The organism is Streptomyces sp. NPDC018026 (assembly GCF_044327745.1).
GTDB classification, from domain to species: Bacteria; Actinomycetota; Actinomycetes; order Streptomycetales; family Streptomycetaceae; genus Streptomyces; species Streptomyces rubrogriseus.
Genome location: NZ_JBIRFY010000003.1, coordinates 93,808 through 109,805, shown reverse-complemented (window position 1 = coordinate 109,805; position 15,998 = coordinate 93,808). Strand labels below are relative to the sequence as shown.

Here is a 15,998-nt window from a genome sequence, read left to right as displayed (position 1 = left end):
TATCGTGCTGACATGGAGCACGATCTGAGTCCCGCCACCCTCGCCGGACTGCGGCGCCCCCGCCCGTACCCGGCCGTGTCCGTACTGACGCCGACGCACCGCCGCGAGCCGGACAACGCCCAGGACCGCGTCCGGCTGCGCAACGCGGTCGCCACGGCCAAGAAACAGCTGGAGGAGGATCCGGCGGTCAGCCGTGACCGGCGCGCGGAGGTGTCCCGCGAGCTGGACCGGGCGCTGGCCGAGGTCGACCTGACGTACGCCGAGGACGGTCTGGCGATCTTCGCCGCACCCGGTGAGCACCAGGTCTGGACACTCAGCCGTTCCGTGCCCGAGCGCGTGGTCCTCTCGGACACCTTCCTGACCCGCAACCTCGTCGCCGCGCAGGCGGCCGAGCGGCCGTTCTGGGTGCTGTCGGTCGCCGCCGACCGCGTCAAGCTGTGGAGCGGCGGCGCGGGCCGCGTCGTGGAGGAGCACCTCGGGGGCTTCCCGCTCGACCGGCCCGCGGAGGACTTCGACCCCGAGCGCCAGGAGCGGATCGGCGACGCCCCGAGCACCTTCCGGGACGAGGGCACCCGCAAGTTCCTGCGCGACGCCGACGCCGCGATGGGCAAGATCCTGCGCGCCCACCCCCGGACGCTGTACATCACCGGTCCCGAGCCCGCCCTGTCCCTGTTCGAGGAGGCGGGCGCGCTCGCCGCGGGCGCGGTGCTCGTACCGCACGGCGGGCTCGCGCACGGCACCGCCGAGGCGGTGTGGCAGGCGGTGCGGCCCGTGCTCGAGAACGAGGCGCGCGGGTCGGTCGAGGCGGTGGCCAGGGAACTGGACGCGGCCCGCGGCCGCAAGGACTTCGCGGCCGGGGTCGACGAACTGTGGGAGAGCGCCCACACGGGCCGCGTCCGGCTGCTGGCCGTCGAGGAGAACTTCAAGGTGACGATGCGCGACGACGGCGAGCACCTGCTCCCGGCCGACGACGGCGACCTCGACGCCCGGGAGGACATCGTGGACGAGATCGTCGAACAGTGCCTGGAGACCGGCGCCGACGTCCGTTTCGTGCCGGACGGCGCGCTCGGGGACGCGGACGGCATCGCGGGAGTGCTGCGCTACTGACGCCGGCCGCCGCACCCGCGGATCGTCGCTCCCCGACCTCTTGACGCGCGTGAAAGCCTGTTCGCCGGACACGTACCCGCTGCCGGCGGGTGCGCGGCGGACGGCGAAGGAGCGGGCGCGGCGTGAGTGAACTTCTGGGTGTGGCGGTCCTGGGTGCGGGGCACATGGGTGCCGACCACATACGACGCGTCGACCGGGTGGTGAGCGGCGCCCGGGTCGCCGCGGTGGCGGACCCCGACGCCGAGCGGGCGAAGGAGGCCGTGGGCGGGATCGGCGGGCTCGGCAAGGTCACCGTGCACACCGACGTCGAGGCCGCGCTGGACGCGCCGGGCGTCGAGGCCGTCCTGATCGCCTCGCCCGGCGAGGCGCACGAGGAGGCCCTGCTGGCCGCCTTCGCGCGGGGGCTGCCAGTGCTGTGCGAGAAGCCGATGGTGCCGGACTCCGCGGGCGCGCTGCGCGTGGTGGAGGCCGAGGCGCGGCTCGGCCGGAGGCTGGCGCAGATCGGGTTCATGCGGCGGTACGACGCCGAGTACCGGCGGTTGAAGTCCCTCCTGGACGGCGGACGGCTGGGACGGCCGCTGATGCTGCACTGCGTGCACCGCAACGTCTCCTCGCCGCCGCACTTCACCTCGGCGATGCTGATCAACAGTTCCGTCTCGCACGAGATCGACGCGGCCCGCTGGCTGCTCGGCCAGGAGCTGAGTGCGGTGACCGTGCTGCGCCCGCGCCCCTCGGCGGGTGCGCCCGAGGGCCTGCTCGATCCGCAGCTCGTGCTCTTCGAGACCGAGGGCGGCGCCGTGGTGGACGTGGAGGTCTTCGTCAACTGCGGCTTCGGCTACGAGGTGCGCTGCGAAGCCGTCTGCGAGTCGGGCAGCGCCCGGATCGGGGCGGCGCACACCATGGTGGTCACCGCGGCGGGCGGCGCGCGGGAGGAGGTGCCGCAGGACTACCTGGTGCGGTTCGCGGACGCCTACGACCACGAGGTGCAGAGCTGGGTCGACGCCACCCGACGCGGCCTGGTCACCGGGCCGGGTGCCTGGGACGGGTACGCGGCCGCCGCGGCCGCCGAGGCCGGGGTGCGGGCGCTGGAAACGGGCGCGCGCACCCGCGTCGAGATGGCGCCCCGTCCGGCTCTTCACGACCGGGCATAGAACAAGGGTCCACCGAACACCAGGGCGACGACGCCTCCGGGCCCGCCTCCACATCAAGTCCCGTAGGGGGCCTACGACTTACCTCGCACGTGAGGTACACCGAACACGTACCCGAGTCACCCGGGGAAGACTGTGGCATATGCCGGAAGCACCACCGTATCGTGTGTTGCCGAATCCCTTACGAGGCATGGCGGGCTGTGCAACAGTCGTAACGGTCCTTCCGCCGGCCCCGGTTCCACCTCGGTCGTACCGTCAGCACATCGGAGTGCGTCATGTCGTCCCATCCCTCCGCGGACCACCCGGCCGCCCAGCCACCGGGACAGGGCTCGGTCGAGGCGCTCATATCGCAGACCCGGCGGCTGCGGGGCGACGTGGACGCGGTACGGCGGGACAGCCAGGACGACACGCAGAACCCCCGGGGGCGCTGGCAGCGTGCCCTGTACGACCTGGCACTGCACCAACTCACCGACCTCGACGCGCATCTGGCTCAGCTCCGGGACGGTCCGGCACCCGCGCCGCGCGCCGGGTCGCTGCTCAGCCGGGTCGGCAGCGCGGAGTGGAACCTGCTGACCGACGAGGCCGAGTGGTCCGCGGAGCTCTTCCACATCCTGGGCCGCGACCCGGCGTCCGTCCCGCTCAGCCTCGACGAACTCCCGTCCCTGGTACTCACCGAGGACCGCCCGAAGCTCACCGCGATGGTCACGGACTGCCTCGTCGACGGCCGGCCCATCGACGGCGAGTTCCGCGTGGTGCGCCCCGACGGGAGCGTACGCACCGTGCACATGATGGGCGAGCCCGTCCTCGACGCCGACGGCAGCACCGCATCGATGTGGGCGGTGCTGCGGGACGTCGGCGAACTGCGCCGCAGTCAGCGGGCGGTGAGCGAGACCCGTGACTCGTTCCGGCACCGCCCGTCGCCTCCCTGGCAGGGCCTCCTGCGCTTCCCGGACGAGGGCCGGCCCGGCCTGGACCTGGCCGCCGCGCACCTCCCGCCGACGTCCGGGACGGGCCGGCGGTCCCGGGACGGCGGGTGGTACGACGCGTGTCCGCTCGGCGCCGACGGCGAAACCCTGCTCACCGTGGGCGACTTCGGCCGCCCGCAGGCCGAGGCGCACGGCCCGGCTGTGCTGATCGGCGCCCTGCGCGGCCTGGCACTGGCCGGCACCCGGCCGGGACGACTGCGGGACCGGCTCGCCGAACTGCTCCGGGCCACCGCCCTGCCGTCGGTGGACGGCGCCGTGTACTGCGGCTACCGGCCGGACACCCGCACCCTGACGTGGGCGCACGCCTCGGGCCCCGTCCCGCTGCTCTTCCGCGGCGGAACGGGGCACGCGCTGTCCGGACAGGACGGACCGTCGGGACAGGCCGAGGCGACCCTCGAAGCGGGCGACCTGCTCCTCCTGCACACCGGGGCACTCGAACCGGCGGCCGTGGAGCACCTCCTCTCCCTGGCCCCCCGCCTGACCGCGGCGGATTCGGCCGGGGACGGCGTACGGCTGGTGACACGGGAGCTGGACGAGTTTCCGGGACGTCAGGACACCTGCGTTCTGATGGCCCGGGTGACGCCCTAGGTCTGCGGAGCCCAGGTCTGCGGAGGGCAGTTCTGCGGAGCCCAGGTCTGCGGAGCGGCGCGCCCTACGCCGGCGCGACGGTACCGCCCGGCCCCTTCCCCCTGGGTGGCTTGACCTTGGGCAGCGCCAGCTTGATCTCCTCCCGCAACTCCTGGATCTTCGGGTAACCGGCGTACTCGGCGGTGAGCCGGTACATCTGGCGCAGCCGGTCCCAGGTCCGCTGGGAGGAGTTGGAACCCATCGACACCAGGGCCAGGCGTGCGTACCGGTCCGCCTGTTCGGGGTCGTCGGCGATGAAGCAGGCGGAGGCCATGGACAGGTAGTCGAAGATCTTCGACCGCTGCCGGCCGTCGATCCTGAGGGCCAGGGCCTTGTCCGCGTAGTGCTGGGCGTGCGCGGCGGCCCCCGGTTCGAACTCGGCGAGCGTCCGGTAGGCGAGGGCCTGCATGCCGTACAGGTCCTCCTCCTTGAACGTCTGCATCCAGTCCGGGGGCGGCACGTCCGCCTTGTCGGAGACGAAGAGGTCCTCGGCCCGGCCCAGGGTGCGGCGCATCGCCTGGCCCTTGCCCATGGACGCCTGGGCCCAGGCCTCGATGGTGTACAGCATGGCCTTGGTGCGCGGCAGTACCTGCTCGCCGGAGCCGGACTGGGCGAGTTTCATGAGGTCCAGGGCCTCGTCGGGCTTGCCCAGGTGCACCATCTGGCGGGCCGCCCGGGACAGGGCCTCGCCCGCCCGGGGCCGGTCGCCCCCCTCGCGTGCGGCGTGCGCGGCGATCACGAAGTACTTCTGGGCAGTCGGTTCCAGGCCGACGTCGTGCGACATCCAGCCCGCGAGGACGGCGAGGTTGGCGGCGACGCCCCACAGGCGCCGCTGGAGATGGGGTGGGTGGTGGTAGGCGAGCATGCCGCCCACCTCGTTGAGCTGGCCCACCACGGCCTTGCGCTGGAGGCCGCCGCCCCGGGCGGCGTCCCAGGCGCGGAACACCTCGACCGAGCGCTCCAGTTCCTCCACTTCCTGCGACCCGATGGGGGCGGCCTCGTAGCGGTCGAACCCGGCGGGGTCGGCGTGCAGGGGTTGATGGAGGTCGGGGGCGTCGGCCGCGAGGGCCGGGTCGGTGTGCAGCCAGTCGTGCATGGCGCTGCTGAGTGCGGAGCCCGCGGCGAGCGCGGCGCCCGCGCCCACCAAGCCGCGTCGGTTGAGCATGAGGTCCATTCCCGTGAATTCGGTGAGGACCGCCGCAGTCCGCTCGGGCGCCCACGGCACGCCGTCGGGATGCTCTTCGCTCCCGTCGTGTGGCCGTTTCCCCGCACGCCCGTGCCGGACCAGACCGAGGTCCTCGATGGTCACGACACGGCCGAGACGCTCGGTGAACAGAGCCGCCAGCACCCGCGGCACCGGATCGCGCGGGATCTCTCCCATGTCGATCCACCGCCGCACCCGCGAGGTGTCGGTCGCCAGCTGGGGGTGGCCCATGGCCGCCGCCTGCCGGTTGACCAGCCTCGCGAGTTCGCCCTTGGACCAGCCGGCCAGGCCGAACAGGTCCGACAGACGGGTGTTGGGTTCTTTGCTCACTACAAGCCCCCAGGTTCTCGGCTGAGTTGACAGTAGCCCCGTGCGGGTTGCCGGGCGACTATTCGCCACCGTTCGCCAGGGTGCGCCAGATGGTGTGCCACGGGCGGCCGGGTGTCAGGTAGGAATGCGCCACCCCGACCCGGTCGCCGCGGGGGTACTCCCCAGGGTGGCCCCCGGCGGCCGGTCGGGCGGCGCGACGGCTTTCGGAAGACGTGCCGCCCCGGTAGCGAACGGACCGGACCGGCACCCCTCTTCAGGCAGGCACAGCAGGCACACGAAGGGATCTGTCTCGCCCATGTACGCAGCATCGTCCTCCGTGTCCGCCCCGCAGCGCTCGCTGCACCCCCGCCCTACGGCGGGTGGCGGCCCCTACCTCGCCCCCGCGCGTCCGGCGGCCCCGGTGCTCGGGGCCGGCAGGGCGCGGCTCGGCGCGGGGCCCGGCACCCAGCCGCTCAGCGGGAGAATCGACCTGTCCGGCCCCCAGGGGGCCCAACTGCGCACGGCGATCGCCGCCGTGCACCGGATCTGCCCGGAGTTCTCGCCCGTGCAGGTGCTGCGGCGCAGCGGGCGCTCCGTGCTCCTGGTCGGAACGACCGGGCGCAGCACGGCGGTGGCCAAGTGCTTAGTGGACCACTCCCCCGCATGGGCGGAACGCAGCCGGCACGAGATAGGGGCATACCGCTCGTTCGTCCGGCAGCGCCCTCCGGTGCGGGTGCCGAGACTGATCGCGGCGGATCCGGACAACGGCACGCTGGTCATCGAGCGGATGCCCGGACGGGTGGCGGCGCTGCAGCGGCATCCCCTGGAGTCCCCGCCGCGGGCGGACATCAGGGCGACGATCGGAGCGGTCTGCCGGCTGAACGCCTGGCGGCCGCCGGCCGGCACCTTCGACGCCCCACTGGACTACGCGGCCCGGATCTCCCGCTATCACGAGCTGGGGCTGCTCACCGACCGGGACCTGGGCGACCTGCAGAAGCTGCTGCACGGCATCGCCCACGCGGGCGGGCGCCAGGGCATGGGCCAGTTCTGTCACGGTGACGCGCTGCTGTCCAACGTCCTGATGTCCCCGGCCGGTCCGGTGCTGGTGGACTGGGAGCACGCGGGCTGGTACCTGCCGGGCTACGACCTGGCCACGCTGTGGGCGGTCCTCGGGGACGCCCCGGTGGCCCGCCGTCAGATCAGCCAGATCGCCCAGTCGACGGGCACGGCCGCGCGCGACGCGTTCCTGGTGAACCTGATGCTCGTACTGACCAGGGAGATCCGTACGTACGAGACGGCCGTGCAGCGTTCGATGCACGACCCGGTCGAGGCGGCGCCGGGACCGGCCCACCCGGGGGCCGCGCCGACCGGCGAGGAACAGCGGCTGCTGCTGCGCCGGTTGCACGACGACTGCCAGCTGGCCCGGCGGGCCGTGCGGGCGGCGGTCGGCACGCGCTGACGGGACGGCGCGAGAGGACGACGGTGCGCGGTGTGCCCCTCCGACAGGGGGGCGCACCGCGCTTTTCGTGTCCGTCGGCCCGGGTGTGCGCAGGGGCCACAGGTGTACGCCACTGACGCCCCGCAGGCCCGCGGGCCGTCGCCACGAAACTCGCCGAACCCCTTGCTGACGTGGGAAATCATCGTCATGACGGCATGATTGACGGATCGTCGGACCGCCGGGTACGACTGACCCAGCCCGGCCCCGCACGCCCGTCACGTCCCCCCACGCCCGACCGTCACAGGAGGCCGTTTTGCGAGGATCCCCCGTCGTGCCCGCCCTGGCCACCGCGGCACTGCTGCTGCCGCTGCTCGGCGCGGCCCCGTCGGCCGCCGTGCCCACGGACGCGCCACCCGCCCCGGACCGCCTCCAGCGGGCGTTCGCCACCGCGGCGGCCGAGTACCACGTGCCGCAGAGCGTGCTGCTCGGCGTCTCCTACCTCCAGTCCCGCTGGGACTCGCACGGCGGCGCGCCGAGCGTGACCGGCGGCTACGGCCCGCTGCACCTCACCGACGCCCGTACGGCCCTGGCCGGGGCCTCGCACCACGGCGGGGGCTCGGAGGATCCGCGCGGCGACGACGCGCGCGCCGCGCTGCACCCGACCGGCGGTGCCACCGCGCCGCCCACCGACCTGCCGGCCCGGCTGACCACGCTGCCGAAGGCGGCCGGGCTGACCGGGCTGAGCCGCGAGGCGCTGCGCACCGACCCGGCCGCGAACGTGGCCGGCGGTGCGGCGCTGCTCGCCGCCGCGCAGCGCGACCTGGGTGAGCCGCTGAGCGCGGACCCGGCGGACTGGTACGCGGCGGTGGCCCGCTTCTCCGGCGCGGAGGACTCCGCGACGGCGGCGGCGTACGCGGACGACGTCTACGAGGTCATCCGCACGGGTGAGCGGCGCACCACGGACGCCGGCCAGCGGGTCTCGCTGGCCGCCCGCCCCGGCGTGGCGCCGGACGTCTCGCTGCTGGACGGCGCGGGCCTGCGCGCCGCGTCCGCCGCCGGTACGGAGTGCCCGAGGTCGGTGTCCTGCGAGTGGGTCCCGGCCCCGTACGAGGAGTTCGGCGACGGCGACTACGGCAACCACGACCTGGGCACCCGGCCGGACTCCCAGCGGATCCGCTACATCGTCGTGCACGACACGGAGGGCACCTGGAACGGCGTGCTCAACATGGTCCAGGACCCCACCTATGTGTCCTGGAACTACACGTTGCGCTCCACCGACGGCCACATCGCCCAGCATGTGAAGGCGAAGGACGTCGCCTGGCATGCGGGCAACTGGTACGTCAACGCGAAGTCGATCGGTCTGGAGCACGAGGGTTTCCTGGCGGAGCCGGACGCCTGGTACACGGAGGCGATGTACCGGTCGTCGGCGCGGCTGGTGAAGTACCTGGCGAAGAAGTACGACATCCCGCTGGACCGGCAGCACGTCCTCGGTCACGACAACGTGCCCGGCACCACGACGGCGACGATCCCGGGCATGCACACCGATCCGGGCCCGTACTGGGACTGGCGGCACTACTTCCAGCTGCTCGGCCGGCCCTTCCAGCCGACCGCCGGCAAGAATTCCTCCCTGGTGACGATCCGCCCCGACTACGAGGCCAACCGTCCCGGGTACACCGGTTGCGAGACGGCGGGCGAGCCCTGCGCGCCGCACGGCTCCAGCGAGGTCCGGCTGTACTCCGACCACGACGTGAACGCGCCGCTGATCAAGGACATCGGCCTCGGCAGCGCCCCCACGACCGGGGTGAACGACCTGTCCTCCCGGGTCTCCACGGGCCAGCAGTACGCGGTGGCCGACCGGTGGGGCGACTGGACGGCCATCTGGTACCTGGGGCAGAAGGCCTGGTTCCACAATCCCGGGAAGAGCCCGGCGGCGGTGCCCGCCTCGGGACGCGTGATCACTCCGAAGAAGGGCCTGGCGAGCGTCCCGGTGTACGGGCGCGCGTACCCGGAGAAGGCCGCGTACCCGGCGGACGTGCCCGCCCAGGCGGTGTCGCCCCTGCCGTACACGCTGCCCGCGGGGCAGAAGTACGTGGCCGGTGAGAAGGTGCCCGGCGAGTACTACTACGCGGTCACCTTCGACGAGGCGTCCCACCGGGTGGTGACGGGCAAGGACCAGTACTACGAGATCCAGTACGGTCACCGGGTCGCGTACGTGCGCGCCGCCGACGTGACGGTCTCCGCGGCCCGGTAGGCGCTGCCGGGAGCCGGGTGTCAGCCCTGCTGGAAAAGCTCCGCCGGGAGCGGCTTCAGCAGGGCGTACAGGTCGTCGGTGATGGGGCGGTCCCAGGCGGCGATGGTCACCAGGACGCCGTCGCTGCGGTCGAACTGGACGCAGGAGATGCGGCTCTCGGAGAGCTTGAGGCGGCGCACGATGAGCAGGTTGTCGCCCTGCATCACGGGGACGTCCTCGGCGCCGACGACCGTGATCTCCTCGTCGTTCTCCAGCGCGAGCAGCAGCTGGGCCACCTCGAAGGGGATCTCTCCCTCGGGGACCTCGCGGGCCGGTGAGCCGTCCGGGAGGTTGCCGATGATCATCGCGGGGCCGCGGCCGCCGAACAGGTCGTAGCGCAGGAAGACGCCCTGACAGCTGCCGTCGGGCGCGGGCAGCAGACCGGCGCCGAGATTGCCGGGCCAGTCGCCCGGGTCCATGGCCAGTACGTCGAAGTCGGGCCCGGCGGGCGTGGCGCTGCGGCGGCGGAGGAACGACATGCCGCCATGGTACGTGGCCGAGGGCCGGTAACGGCGTGCGGGCGGCTGCCCGGCCGGGCTACGCGGTCCGCCGCTGCCGGTCCTGGTGGCGGGCCACCCTGGCCCGGTTCCCGCAGGAGGGCTTGCACCACTCCTGCCGTGGGTGCTCCTTGAGGAAGTAGCGCACGCAGCGCGGCGCGTGGCAGGCCCGCAGCCGTTTCAGGTCGGGCCCCGCGAGGAAGCCGATCACGGCCTGTGCGAGGTCGGCGGCGAGGTCGGCCCGTGCGCCCTGCGCGGGGGCGGCGCGCACGACGGGTCCGGTGGCGTCGGCCCAGGCCAGGACGGGGACCGTGGGAGTGCGGGCGGCGGTCTCGTTCAGGAGCCGCAGGGCCTCGGGCACGGGCAGCAGCCGGGCGGCGTCGGCGGGGCTCGGCTCGCCGGGGCGCACGGCGCGGGCGAAGAGGGCGCGGGCGGCGGCCCGTACGTCGCGTACGGCGGCCAGGGTGGACGGGTCGGCCGCGAAGAGCCCGGCGTCCGGCACCACGCCGGGGTGTGCCCCGACCCAGGCGGTGAGCCCGGCCGGGTCGGCCAGGTCGTCGGCGACGCCGCCTTGCCCGTCGTGCCGGACGGTCAGCGCCAGGTCGAGCGCGATCCGGGTGTCCCTGCTGGGCGAGTCCTGCATGCGGCCGATGATAGGCACGCCGGGCCCGGCGGGGTGTCACTCCGGTGGCGGAGCGGGCGGCACCACCGCGATCGGGGCCGCCGCGTGCAGCAGCACGGCGTGGGTGACCGAGCCCATCATCCGGGCGGGAGCCAGCAGGCGCCGGCGGTGCCGGCCGACGACGACCAGTTCGGCGTCCCTGGAGAAGGCGACCAGGTTTCCGGCGGCGTCGCCGGGGACGACGTGGGTGTCGGCCGGGACGTCGGGGTGGCGTCCCCGGTAGGGCGCGAGCAGGCCGTCGGTCAGGACCCGCGTCTCGCTCTCGACGGAGACCTCGTCGATCACCAGCGGCATCATCTGACCCGCGGCGGCCCAGGTCTGCACCGGCCACGGGTAGGCCGCGACCACCTGGAGGCGGGCGCCGCGCAGCTCGGCCTCGGTGAAGGCGAAGGACAGGGTGGCGTCGTCGGGACTGTCCACGTGCAGACCGACCACCACCCGGGGGCCGGGTTCGGCCGGTGCCTCGCCGTGGACCTCGCGTCCGGGCCGGGGCACCACGACCACCGGGCATTCCGCGTCGCGGGCGGCGGCCATGCCGTTGGAGCCCAGCAGCAGGCCGACGAAGCCGCCCCGGCCCCGGGAGCCGAGGACGAGCAGCTGGGCGTCCGCGCCCAGTTCCGGCAGCAGGGCGCCCGGAACGCCTTCCATGCCCACGTACTCCGTCGGCACCGCGAAGGCCCGTCCCTGAAGGTGCGCCCGTGCCTGGTCGAGCGCGGGGTCCTCGGCGGTGTCCGGCGGGCCCGCGACCAGGACGTCGGTCTGGGCCCAGGCGGCGTACTGGCGCACGTGCACCACCCGCAGGGGTGCCCCGCGCCGGTGGGCGGCGTCGAGCGCCCAGTCCAGGGCGCGCAGGCCGTCGTCCGAACCGTCGACCGCCGCGATGACCGGCAGGGTGCTCATGGGTCCTCACCTCCGGTGTACGGACTTCCCCCCGGCGGCGGACCGAACACCCCGGTTCGGCCGGTCGGCGCACCCCGCGGTGTCCTACGTGAGGTCGAACTCCCCTTCCCGCGCTCCCGACACGAACGCGCCCCATTCCGCCGGGGTGAAGATCAGGGAGGGGCTCTGCGGGCTGCCGCTGTTCCGCATGGCGATGAACCCCTCGACAAAGGCGATCTGGACATCCCCCAGGCCTCGGCTGCTGGACTGCCACTGCGCGTTGCTGAGATCCAGCTCCGGCTTGTCCCAGCCCATGAGCGGGCGCTGGTGGGTGGTGCTCTCGGCCACGTCCGTGCTCCTCCCGGTTTCGTCGTGCGCGGCCAGCCTAGCCATCCGGTCCGACCGCCGACAGGCCGTGTGAGGGGTGCCTTCGGAAGAGAACCGAAGGAGATCAGTTCTGTCCGAGGAAGGCGGCGACCCGGCGGGCGAACCACCGCGGGTCGTCCAGCCACGGGTAGTGCCCGGCGCCCGGCTGGACGGCGAGCTCGGCGTGCGGGAAGACGTCGGCGCAGCGGCACGCCAGCTCCGGGGCGGGGCCGCCGTCGCGCTCACCGGCGAGGACGAGCACCGGGGCGGGGCAGCGGGCGAGCGCGGCCCGGGTGGCGGGCGGGTCGAAGGCCTCCGGGGAGAGGAAGACGCCGCCCGCCTCGTCGTTGCTCTCCTTGTCGGCGAGCGCGTCGTGTGCGCGGGCCGTGTCGTCCCAGCGGCCGTAGAAGAAGGGAACGAACACCGGGTCGAACTCGCCGGTTCCGGCCAGCCAGGCCCGGAAGGGCCCGATGGCCTCGTCGAACCAGGGTTCGTCCGCGCGCAGGAGCGCCGCCCGGAGCCGGTCCTCGGGCGTCGCCGGCATGTCCAGGGCCCAGGGGGTGGCGGCGACCAGGACGAGCCGGGACACCCGTTCCGGGTGGCGGGCGGCGTACAGCAGGGCGAGGCTGCCTCCGGCCGAGTGCGCGAGGAGGTCCATGCGTGCGAGGCCGAGGTGCTCGCGCAGTGCCTCCACGTCGGCCACGAGCCGGTCGCAGCGGTACGTCGCCGGGTCCTCGGGGACGGCGGAGTCGCCGGTGCCGCGCAGGTCGAGGAGGACCAGGCGGCGGTGTGCGGCGAGGCCGCCCAGGTCGCCGAGGTAGCTGGACGCGCGCATGGGTCCGCCCGGCAGCACGACCAGCGGGTCCCCCTCGCCGCGTACGTGGCAGGCGAGGCGGGTCCCGTCGTGGGCGGTGAAGGTCTGCATGGCGCCGATCCTCACCGGCCGCCGCCCCGCCGCGCAACGGGGTTGGGGAACCGGGCCCCGGGGTCAGGCACCGGCGAAGCGGTCCCGCAGTTCCCTCTTGAGGATCTTCCCGCTGGCGTTGCGCGGCAGGGCGTCCACGAACAGGACGCGTTTGGGTGCCTTGAAGGGGGTGAGCCGCTCGCGGGTGTGGGCGATCAGCTCGTCCTCGGTGACCTCCGAGCGGGGGACGACGACGGCCGTGACGGCCTCGATCCACCGTTCGTCGGGCAGGGCGATCACGGCCGCCTCGGCGACGGCGTCGTGCGTGTAGAGGGCGTCCTCGACCTGGCGGGAGGCGACCAGTACGCCACCGGAGTTGATGACGTCCTTCACCCGGTCGACGATGGTGTAGTAGCCGTCGGCGTCCCGGACGGCGAGGTCGCCGGAGTGGAACCAGCCGCCGCGGAAGGCGGCCTCGGTCTCCTCGGGCCGGTCCCAGTAGCCGTCGCACAGCTGCGGGGAGCGGTAGACGACTTCGCCGGGCGTGCCGTCGGGGACGTCCTTGCCGTCCTCGTCGACCACCCGGGCGTCGACGAAGAGGACGGGGCGGCCGCAGGAGTCCATGCGGCCCTCGTGCTCGTCGGGGCCGAGCACGGTGGCGAGCGGGCCGATCTCGCTCTGGCCGAAGCAGTTGTAGAAGGCGAGGTGCGGCAGGCGTGCGCGCAGTCGCTCCAGGACGGGCACCGGCATGATCGACGCGCCGTAGTAGGCCTTGCGCAGGCCGGTCAGGTCGCGGGTGGCGAAGTCGGCGCGGTTCGCGAGGCCGATCCACACGGTGGGCGGTGCGAACAGGCTGTCCACGCGGCCCGCTTCGATCAGGTCGAAGAGCCGGTCGCCGTCGGGTGCGTCCAGGATGATGCTGCTCGCGCCGACGGCGAGGTACGGCAGCAGGAAGACGTGGGTCTGGGCCGAGTGGTAGAGCGGGAGCGCGTGCACGGGGCGGTCGCCGGCGCCGAGGTCCAGCGCGGTGATGGCGCTCAGGTACTCGTGCACCAGCGCCCGGTGGGTCATCATCGCGCCCTTGGGCAGCGCGGTGGTGCCCGAGGTGTACAGGAGCTGCACCAGGTCCTCGGCGCCCGGTTCGGGGCCGTCGTACGGGGGCGCCGCCGCGAGGCGGGCCAGCAGCGAGTCGTCGGTGTCGCGCAGCGGCAGGGTGCGGGTCCCGTCGGGGAGCCGGGCGGCGAGGCCGGGGTCGGTGAGGACCAGGGTGCTGCCGGACTGCCCGACGATGTGGGCGAGGTCGTCGCCGGTGAGGTTCTGGTTGACGGGGACGTGCACCAGGCCCGCGCGGGCGCAGGCCAGGAACGCGATCAGGTAGGCGTCGGAGTTGTGGCCGTAGGCGGCGACCCGGTCGCCCGGGGACAGTCCTTCGCCCAGCAGGACGCCCGCCGCGCGGGAGACCGCGGTGTCGAGTTCCGCGTACGTCCAGGAACGGTCGCGGTACTCCACCGCGACGCGTGCCGGGGTACGTCGGGCGCTGCGGCGCAGCACCCCGTCAACAGTGCTGCCGGTACTGCCGGTACTGCCGTTTCCGGGCGTCATGACCTGATCCTCGGCCGGTCGCGGGGGCGGGTCAAGCGGTGTGCGCCGGTCCGCCGGCTCCTCGCGTCCGGTCCCGTACGCCCCATTGACACGGCCCGCCGCTGACAGGAAAGTTTCACTCCGCACGGCGATCCGGGAAAGATACTTTCAGCTTCGGTGGCGGGAGGCTCTTCGATGGCCGGTCAGGCGACGAACGGATTCAGTCGGCGTCAACTGGGCGCCGGCGCCCTGGCCCTGGGGGGTGCCCTGGCCATCGCGCCGTTCGCGGCCGGCCCGGCCGAGGCGGTCCCCGACCGGGGGCGCCGTCCCACCCTGCGGCGCGGCTCCGCCGAACGCGCCGGGCTCCTCCCCGGTCATCTGCGCCAGCTCGTCACCGACGCCGAGGCGTTCCTCGGCCCGTCCCCCGAGCACCCGTGGTACGCGGGCGCCGTGCTGCTCGCCGGCCGGGGCGGCACGGTGGCGCTGCACGAACCGATCGGCATGGCGGTGCGCTACCGGGCCTACGACGAGGCGACGGACACCGGCGTCGAGTTCCCGCCGGGTGAGCAGATCCCGATGGCCGGGGACACGGTGTTCGACCTCGCGTCGATCTCCAAGCTGTTCACCTCGATCCTCGCCGTGCAGCAGCTGGAGCGGGGCGCGCTGGAGCTGGCGGCGCCGGTCGCCTCGTACCTGCCGGACTTCGGCCGGGCGGGCAAGCGGGACATGACGATCCGTCACCTGTTGACCCACACCTCGGGCTTCCGCGCGTGGATCCCGCTGTACAGCGCGCCCACGTACGAGGAGAAGGTCCAACTCGTCTACGACGAGGCACCCGTCAGCGCGCCCGGCACGGCGTACCTGTACTCGGACCTCAACATGATCTCGCTCCAGCTGGTGCTGGAGGAGGTCACGGGCCGCACCCTGGACGTCCTGCTGCGCGAGGAGATCACGAAGCCGCTGGGTCTCACCCGCACCCGCTACAACCCGCCCGCCGCCTGGCGGCCCGGGATCGCGGCCACCGAGGACGCCCGCAAGCCCTGGTCCGGTCTGGACCGGGGGCTGGTGTGGGGCGAGGTGCACGACGAGAACGCCTTCAGCCTGGGCGGCGTCGCCGGTCACGCGGGGGTGTTCTCCTGCGCGTGGGACCTCGCGGTCCTCGGTCGCGCCCTGCTCAACGGCGGGTCCTACGGGCGGGCGCGGATCCTGCTGCCGGAGTCCGTGGAGCTGATGTTCACGGACTTCAACACCGACTTCCCGGGCGACGAGCACGGCCTGGGCTTCGAGCTGTACCAGCACTGGTACATGGGCGCGATGGCCACGCCGCGCACGGCCGGGCACACCGGCTTCACGGGCACCTCGCTGGTGCTCGACCCGACGACCGACTCCTTCCTCGTCGTCCTCGGCAACTCCGTCCACCCGGTGCGCAGTTGGCGTTCCGGGTCGGCTCCGAGGGTGGCGGCGGGCACCAACCTGGCGCGGGCGGTGCCGGTCCGCCCGGCACACGGGCGCACGGCGTGGTTCTCGGGGACGGCCGGTTCCGCCACGGCCACGCTCACGCTGCCCGCCCTGGACACGTCGGCCGGGCGGGCCCGACTGCGCTGCGCGCTGTGGTGGGACACCGAGCCCGGCTCGGACGTGCTGGTCCTGGAGGCCTCGACGGACGGCGGCACGGGATGGCGGCCGGTCCCGTTCACCACCACGCGCCGCGGCGAGGCGCCCCGCGACCATCCGGCGGGCTCGGCCACCGGCTGGTCGGGACGCGTCTGGCACCGGCTGCGCGCCGACCTCCCGGCCGCCCGCGGGCTCACCCTGCGCTGGCGTTACACGACCGACCGGCTGTACGTGGGCCGCGGGGCGTACGTCGACGGCCTGCGCGCGGAGGCGGCCGGCGACGTCCTGTTCCACGACGCGCGTCCGGCGGACGCGGCACGCGTCGTGGCCGAGGGGTGGACGGCGTCGGCGGACTAGTGGCGCTTC

At 73.8% G+C, this 15,998-nt stretch carries 13 protein-coding genes; 6 read left to right on the top strand and 7 right to left on the bottom strand.

Annotated elements, in window-relative coordinates; translation table 11 throughout:
• The first annotated feature begins 12 nt into the window (after positions 1-12).
• From ACH4D3_RS10580 to ACH4D3_RS10570, 3 genes are all read left to right on the top strand, one after another.
• Entirely contained in the window at positions 13-1,107 is a 1,095-nt protein-coding gene (locus tag ACH4D3_RS10580; RefSeq protein WP_398319255.1) for a chemotaxis protein, read from the top strand.
• 122 nt (positions 1,108-1,229) lie between these two features.
• The gene (locus ACH4D3_RS10575) at positions 1,230-2,258 is read left to right on the top strand and encodes a Gfo/Idh/MocA family protein (RefSeq protein WP_398319252.1); all 1,029 of its coding nucleotides are present in this window, start codon (positions 1,230-1,232) and stop codon (positions 2,256-2,258) included.
• A 272-nt stretch (positions 2,259-2,530) separates the two neighbouring features.
• Entirely contained in the window at positions 2,531-3,829 is a 1,299-nt protein-coding gene (locus tag ACH4D3_RS10570) for a PAS domain-containing protein (RefSeq protein ID WP_398319249.1), read from the top strand.
• Positions 3,830-3,893: 64 nt separating this feature from the next.
• Here ACH4D3_RS10570 and ACH4D3_RS10565 read toward each other — a convergent pair whose 3' ends face one another.
• Positions 3,894-5,402 carry a hypothetical protein gene (locus ACH4D3_RS10565; RefSeq protein ID WP_398319246.1) on the bottom strand — a complete coding sequence of 503 codons (1,509 nt, stop codon included), beginning with the start codon at positions 5,400-5,402 and terminating at the stop codon, positions 3,894-3,896.
• Between the two features lie 295 nt (positions 5,403-5,697).
• Here ACH4D3_RS10565 and ACH4D3_RS10560 point away from each other — a divergent pair, with 295 nt between their 5' ends.
• Both ACH4D3_RS10560 and ACH4D3_RS10555 read left to right on the top strand, forming a co-directional pair.
• Positions 5,698-6,840 carry an aminoglycoside phosphotransferase family protein gene (locus ACH4D3_RS10560; RefSeq protein ID WP_398319243.1) on the top strand — a complete coding sequence of 381 codons (1,143 nt, stop codon included), beginning with the start codon at positions 5,698-5,700 and terminating at the stop codon, positions 6,838-6,840.
• 310 nt (positions 6,841-7,150) lie between these two features.
• A complete protein-coding gene (locus tag ACH4D3_RS10555; protein WP_398319240.1) occupies positions 7,151-9,070 on the top strand; it encodes an N-acetylmuramoyl-L-alanine amidase in 1,920 nt (639 codons plus the stop codon).
• A gap of 20 nt (positions 9,071-9,090) precedes the next feature.
• On the opposite strand, the gene ACH4D3_RS10550 is transcribed toward ACH4D3_RS10555, so the two are convergent.
• The 6 genes from ACH4D3_RS10550 to ACH4D3_RS10525 all read right to left on the bottom strand — a co-directional run bounded on the left by ACH4D3_RS10550 (position 9,091) and on the right by ACH4D3_RS10525 (position 14,039).
• Positions 9,091-9,588, bottom strand: a complete 498-nt coding sequence (locus ACH4D3_RS10550; protein ID WP_003971896.1) for a hypothetical protein — start codon at positions 9,586-9,588, stop codon at positions 9,091-9,093.
• Between the two features lie 58 nt (positions 9,589-9,646).
• Positions 9,647-10,249, bottom strand: coding sequence for an ABATE domain-containing protein (locus ACH4D3_RS10545; protein ID WP_398319236.1), 603 nt, complete (start codon positions 10,247-10,249; stop codon positions 9,647-9,649).
• Between the two features lie 36 nt (positions 10,250-10,285).
• The gene (locus ACH4D3_RS10540; protein ID WP_398319233.1) at positions 10,286-11,188 is read right to left on the bottom strand and encodes a universal stress protein; all 903 of its coding nucleotides are present in this window, start codon (positions 11,186-11,188) and stop codon (positions 10,286-10,288) included.
• A gap of 84 nt (positions 11,189-11,272) precedes the next feature.
• Complete coding sequence (locus tag ACH4D3_RS10535; RefSeq protein WP_030182473.1) at positions 11,273-11,515, bottom strand: DUF397 domain-containing protein; 243 nt, start codon at positions 11,513-11,515, stop codon at positions 11,273-11,275.
• A gap of 103 nt (positions 11,516-11,618) precedes the next feature.
• Positions 11,619-12,458 carry an alpha/beta fold hydrolase gene (locus ACH4D3_RS10530; RefSeq protein WP_398319230.1) on the bottom strand — a complete coding sequence of 280 codons (840 nt, stop codon included), beginning with the start codon at positions 12,456-12,458 and terminating at the stop codon, positions 11,619-11,621.
• Between the two features lie 63 nt (positions 12,459-12,521).
• Positions 12,522-14,039 carry an acyl-CoA synthetase gene (locus ACH4D3_RS10525; protein ID WP_398319227.1) on the bottom strand — a complete coding sequence of 506 codons (1,518 nt, stop codon included), beginning with the start codon at positions 14,037-14,039 and terminating at the stop codon, positions 12,522-12,524.
• 174 nt (positions 14,040-14,213) lie between these two features.
• Here ACH4D3_RS10525 and ACH4D3_RS10520 point away from each other — a divergent pair, with 174 nt between their 5' ends.
• Positions 14,214-15,989, top strand: coding sequence for a serine hydrolase (locus tag ACH4D3_RS10520; protein WP_398319224.1), 1,776 nt, complete (start codon positions 14,214-14,216; stop codon positions 15,987-15,989).
• The last annotated feature ends 9 nt before the right edge of the window (positions 15,990-15,998 follow it).

Bases quoted from the DNA above. Each gene is read 5' to 3' on its own strand.
- ACH4D3_RS10550 (WP_003971896.1), bottom strand. From the start codon at position 9,588: ATGTCGTTCCTCCGCCGCCGCAGCGCCACGCCCGCCGGGCCCGACTTC.
- ACH4D3_RS10580 (WP_398319255.1), top strand. From the start codon at position 13: ATGGAGCACGATCTGAGTCCCGCCACCCTCGCCGGACTGCGGCGCCCC.
- ACH4D3_RS10570 (WP_398319249.1), top strand. From the start codon at position 2,531: ATGTCGTCCCATCCCTCCGCGGACCACCCGGCCGCCCAGCCACCGGGA.
- ACH4D3_RS10520 (WP_398319224.1), top strand. From the start codon at position 14,214: ATGGCCGGTCAGGCGACGAACGGATTCAGTCGGCGTCAACTGGGCGCC.
- ACH4D3_RS10525 (WP_398319227.1), bottom strand. From the start codon at position 14,039: ATGACGCCCGGAAACGGCAGTACCGGCAGTACCGGCAGCACTGTTGAC.
- ACH4D3_RS10530 (WP_398319230.1), bottom strand. From the start codon at position 12,458: ATGCAGACCTTCACCGCCCACGACGGGACCCGCCTCGCCTGCCACGTA.
- ACH4D3_RS10560 (WP_398319243.1), top strand. From the start codon at position 5,698: ATGTACGCAGCATCGTCCTCCGTGTCCGCCCCGCAGCGCTCGCTGCAC.
- ACH4D3_RS10540 (WP_398319233.1), bottom strand. From the start codon at position 11,188: ATGAGCACCCTGCCGGTCATCGCGGCGGTCGACGGTTCGGACGACGGC.
- ACH4D3_RS10545 (WP_398319236.1), bottom strand. From the start codon at position 10,249: ATGCAGGACTCGCCCAGCAGGGACACCCGGATCGCGCTCGACCTGGCG.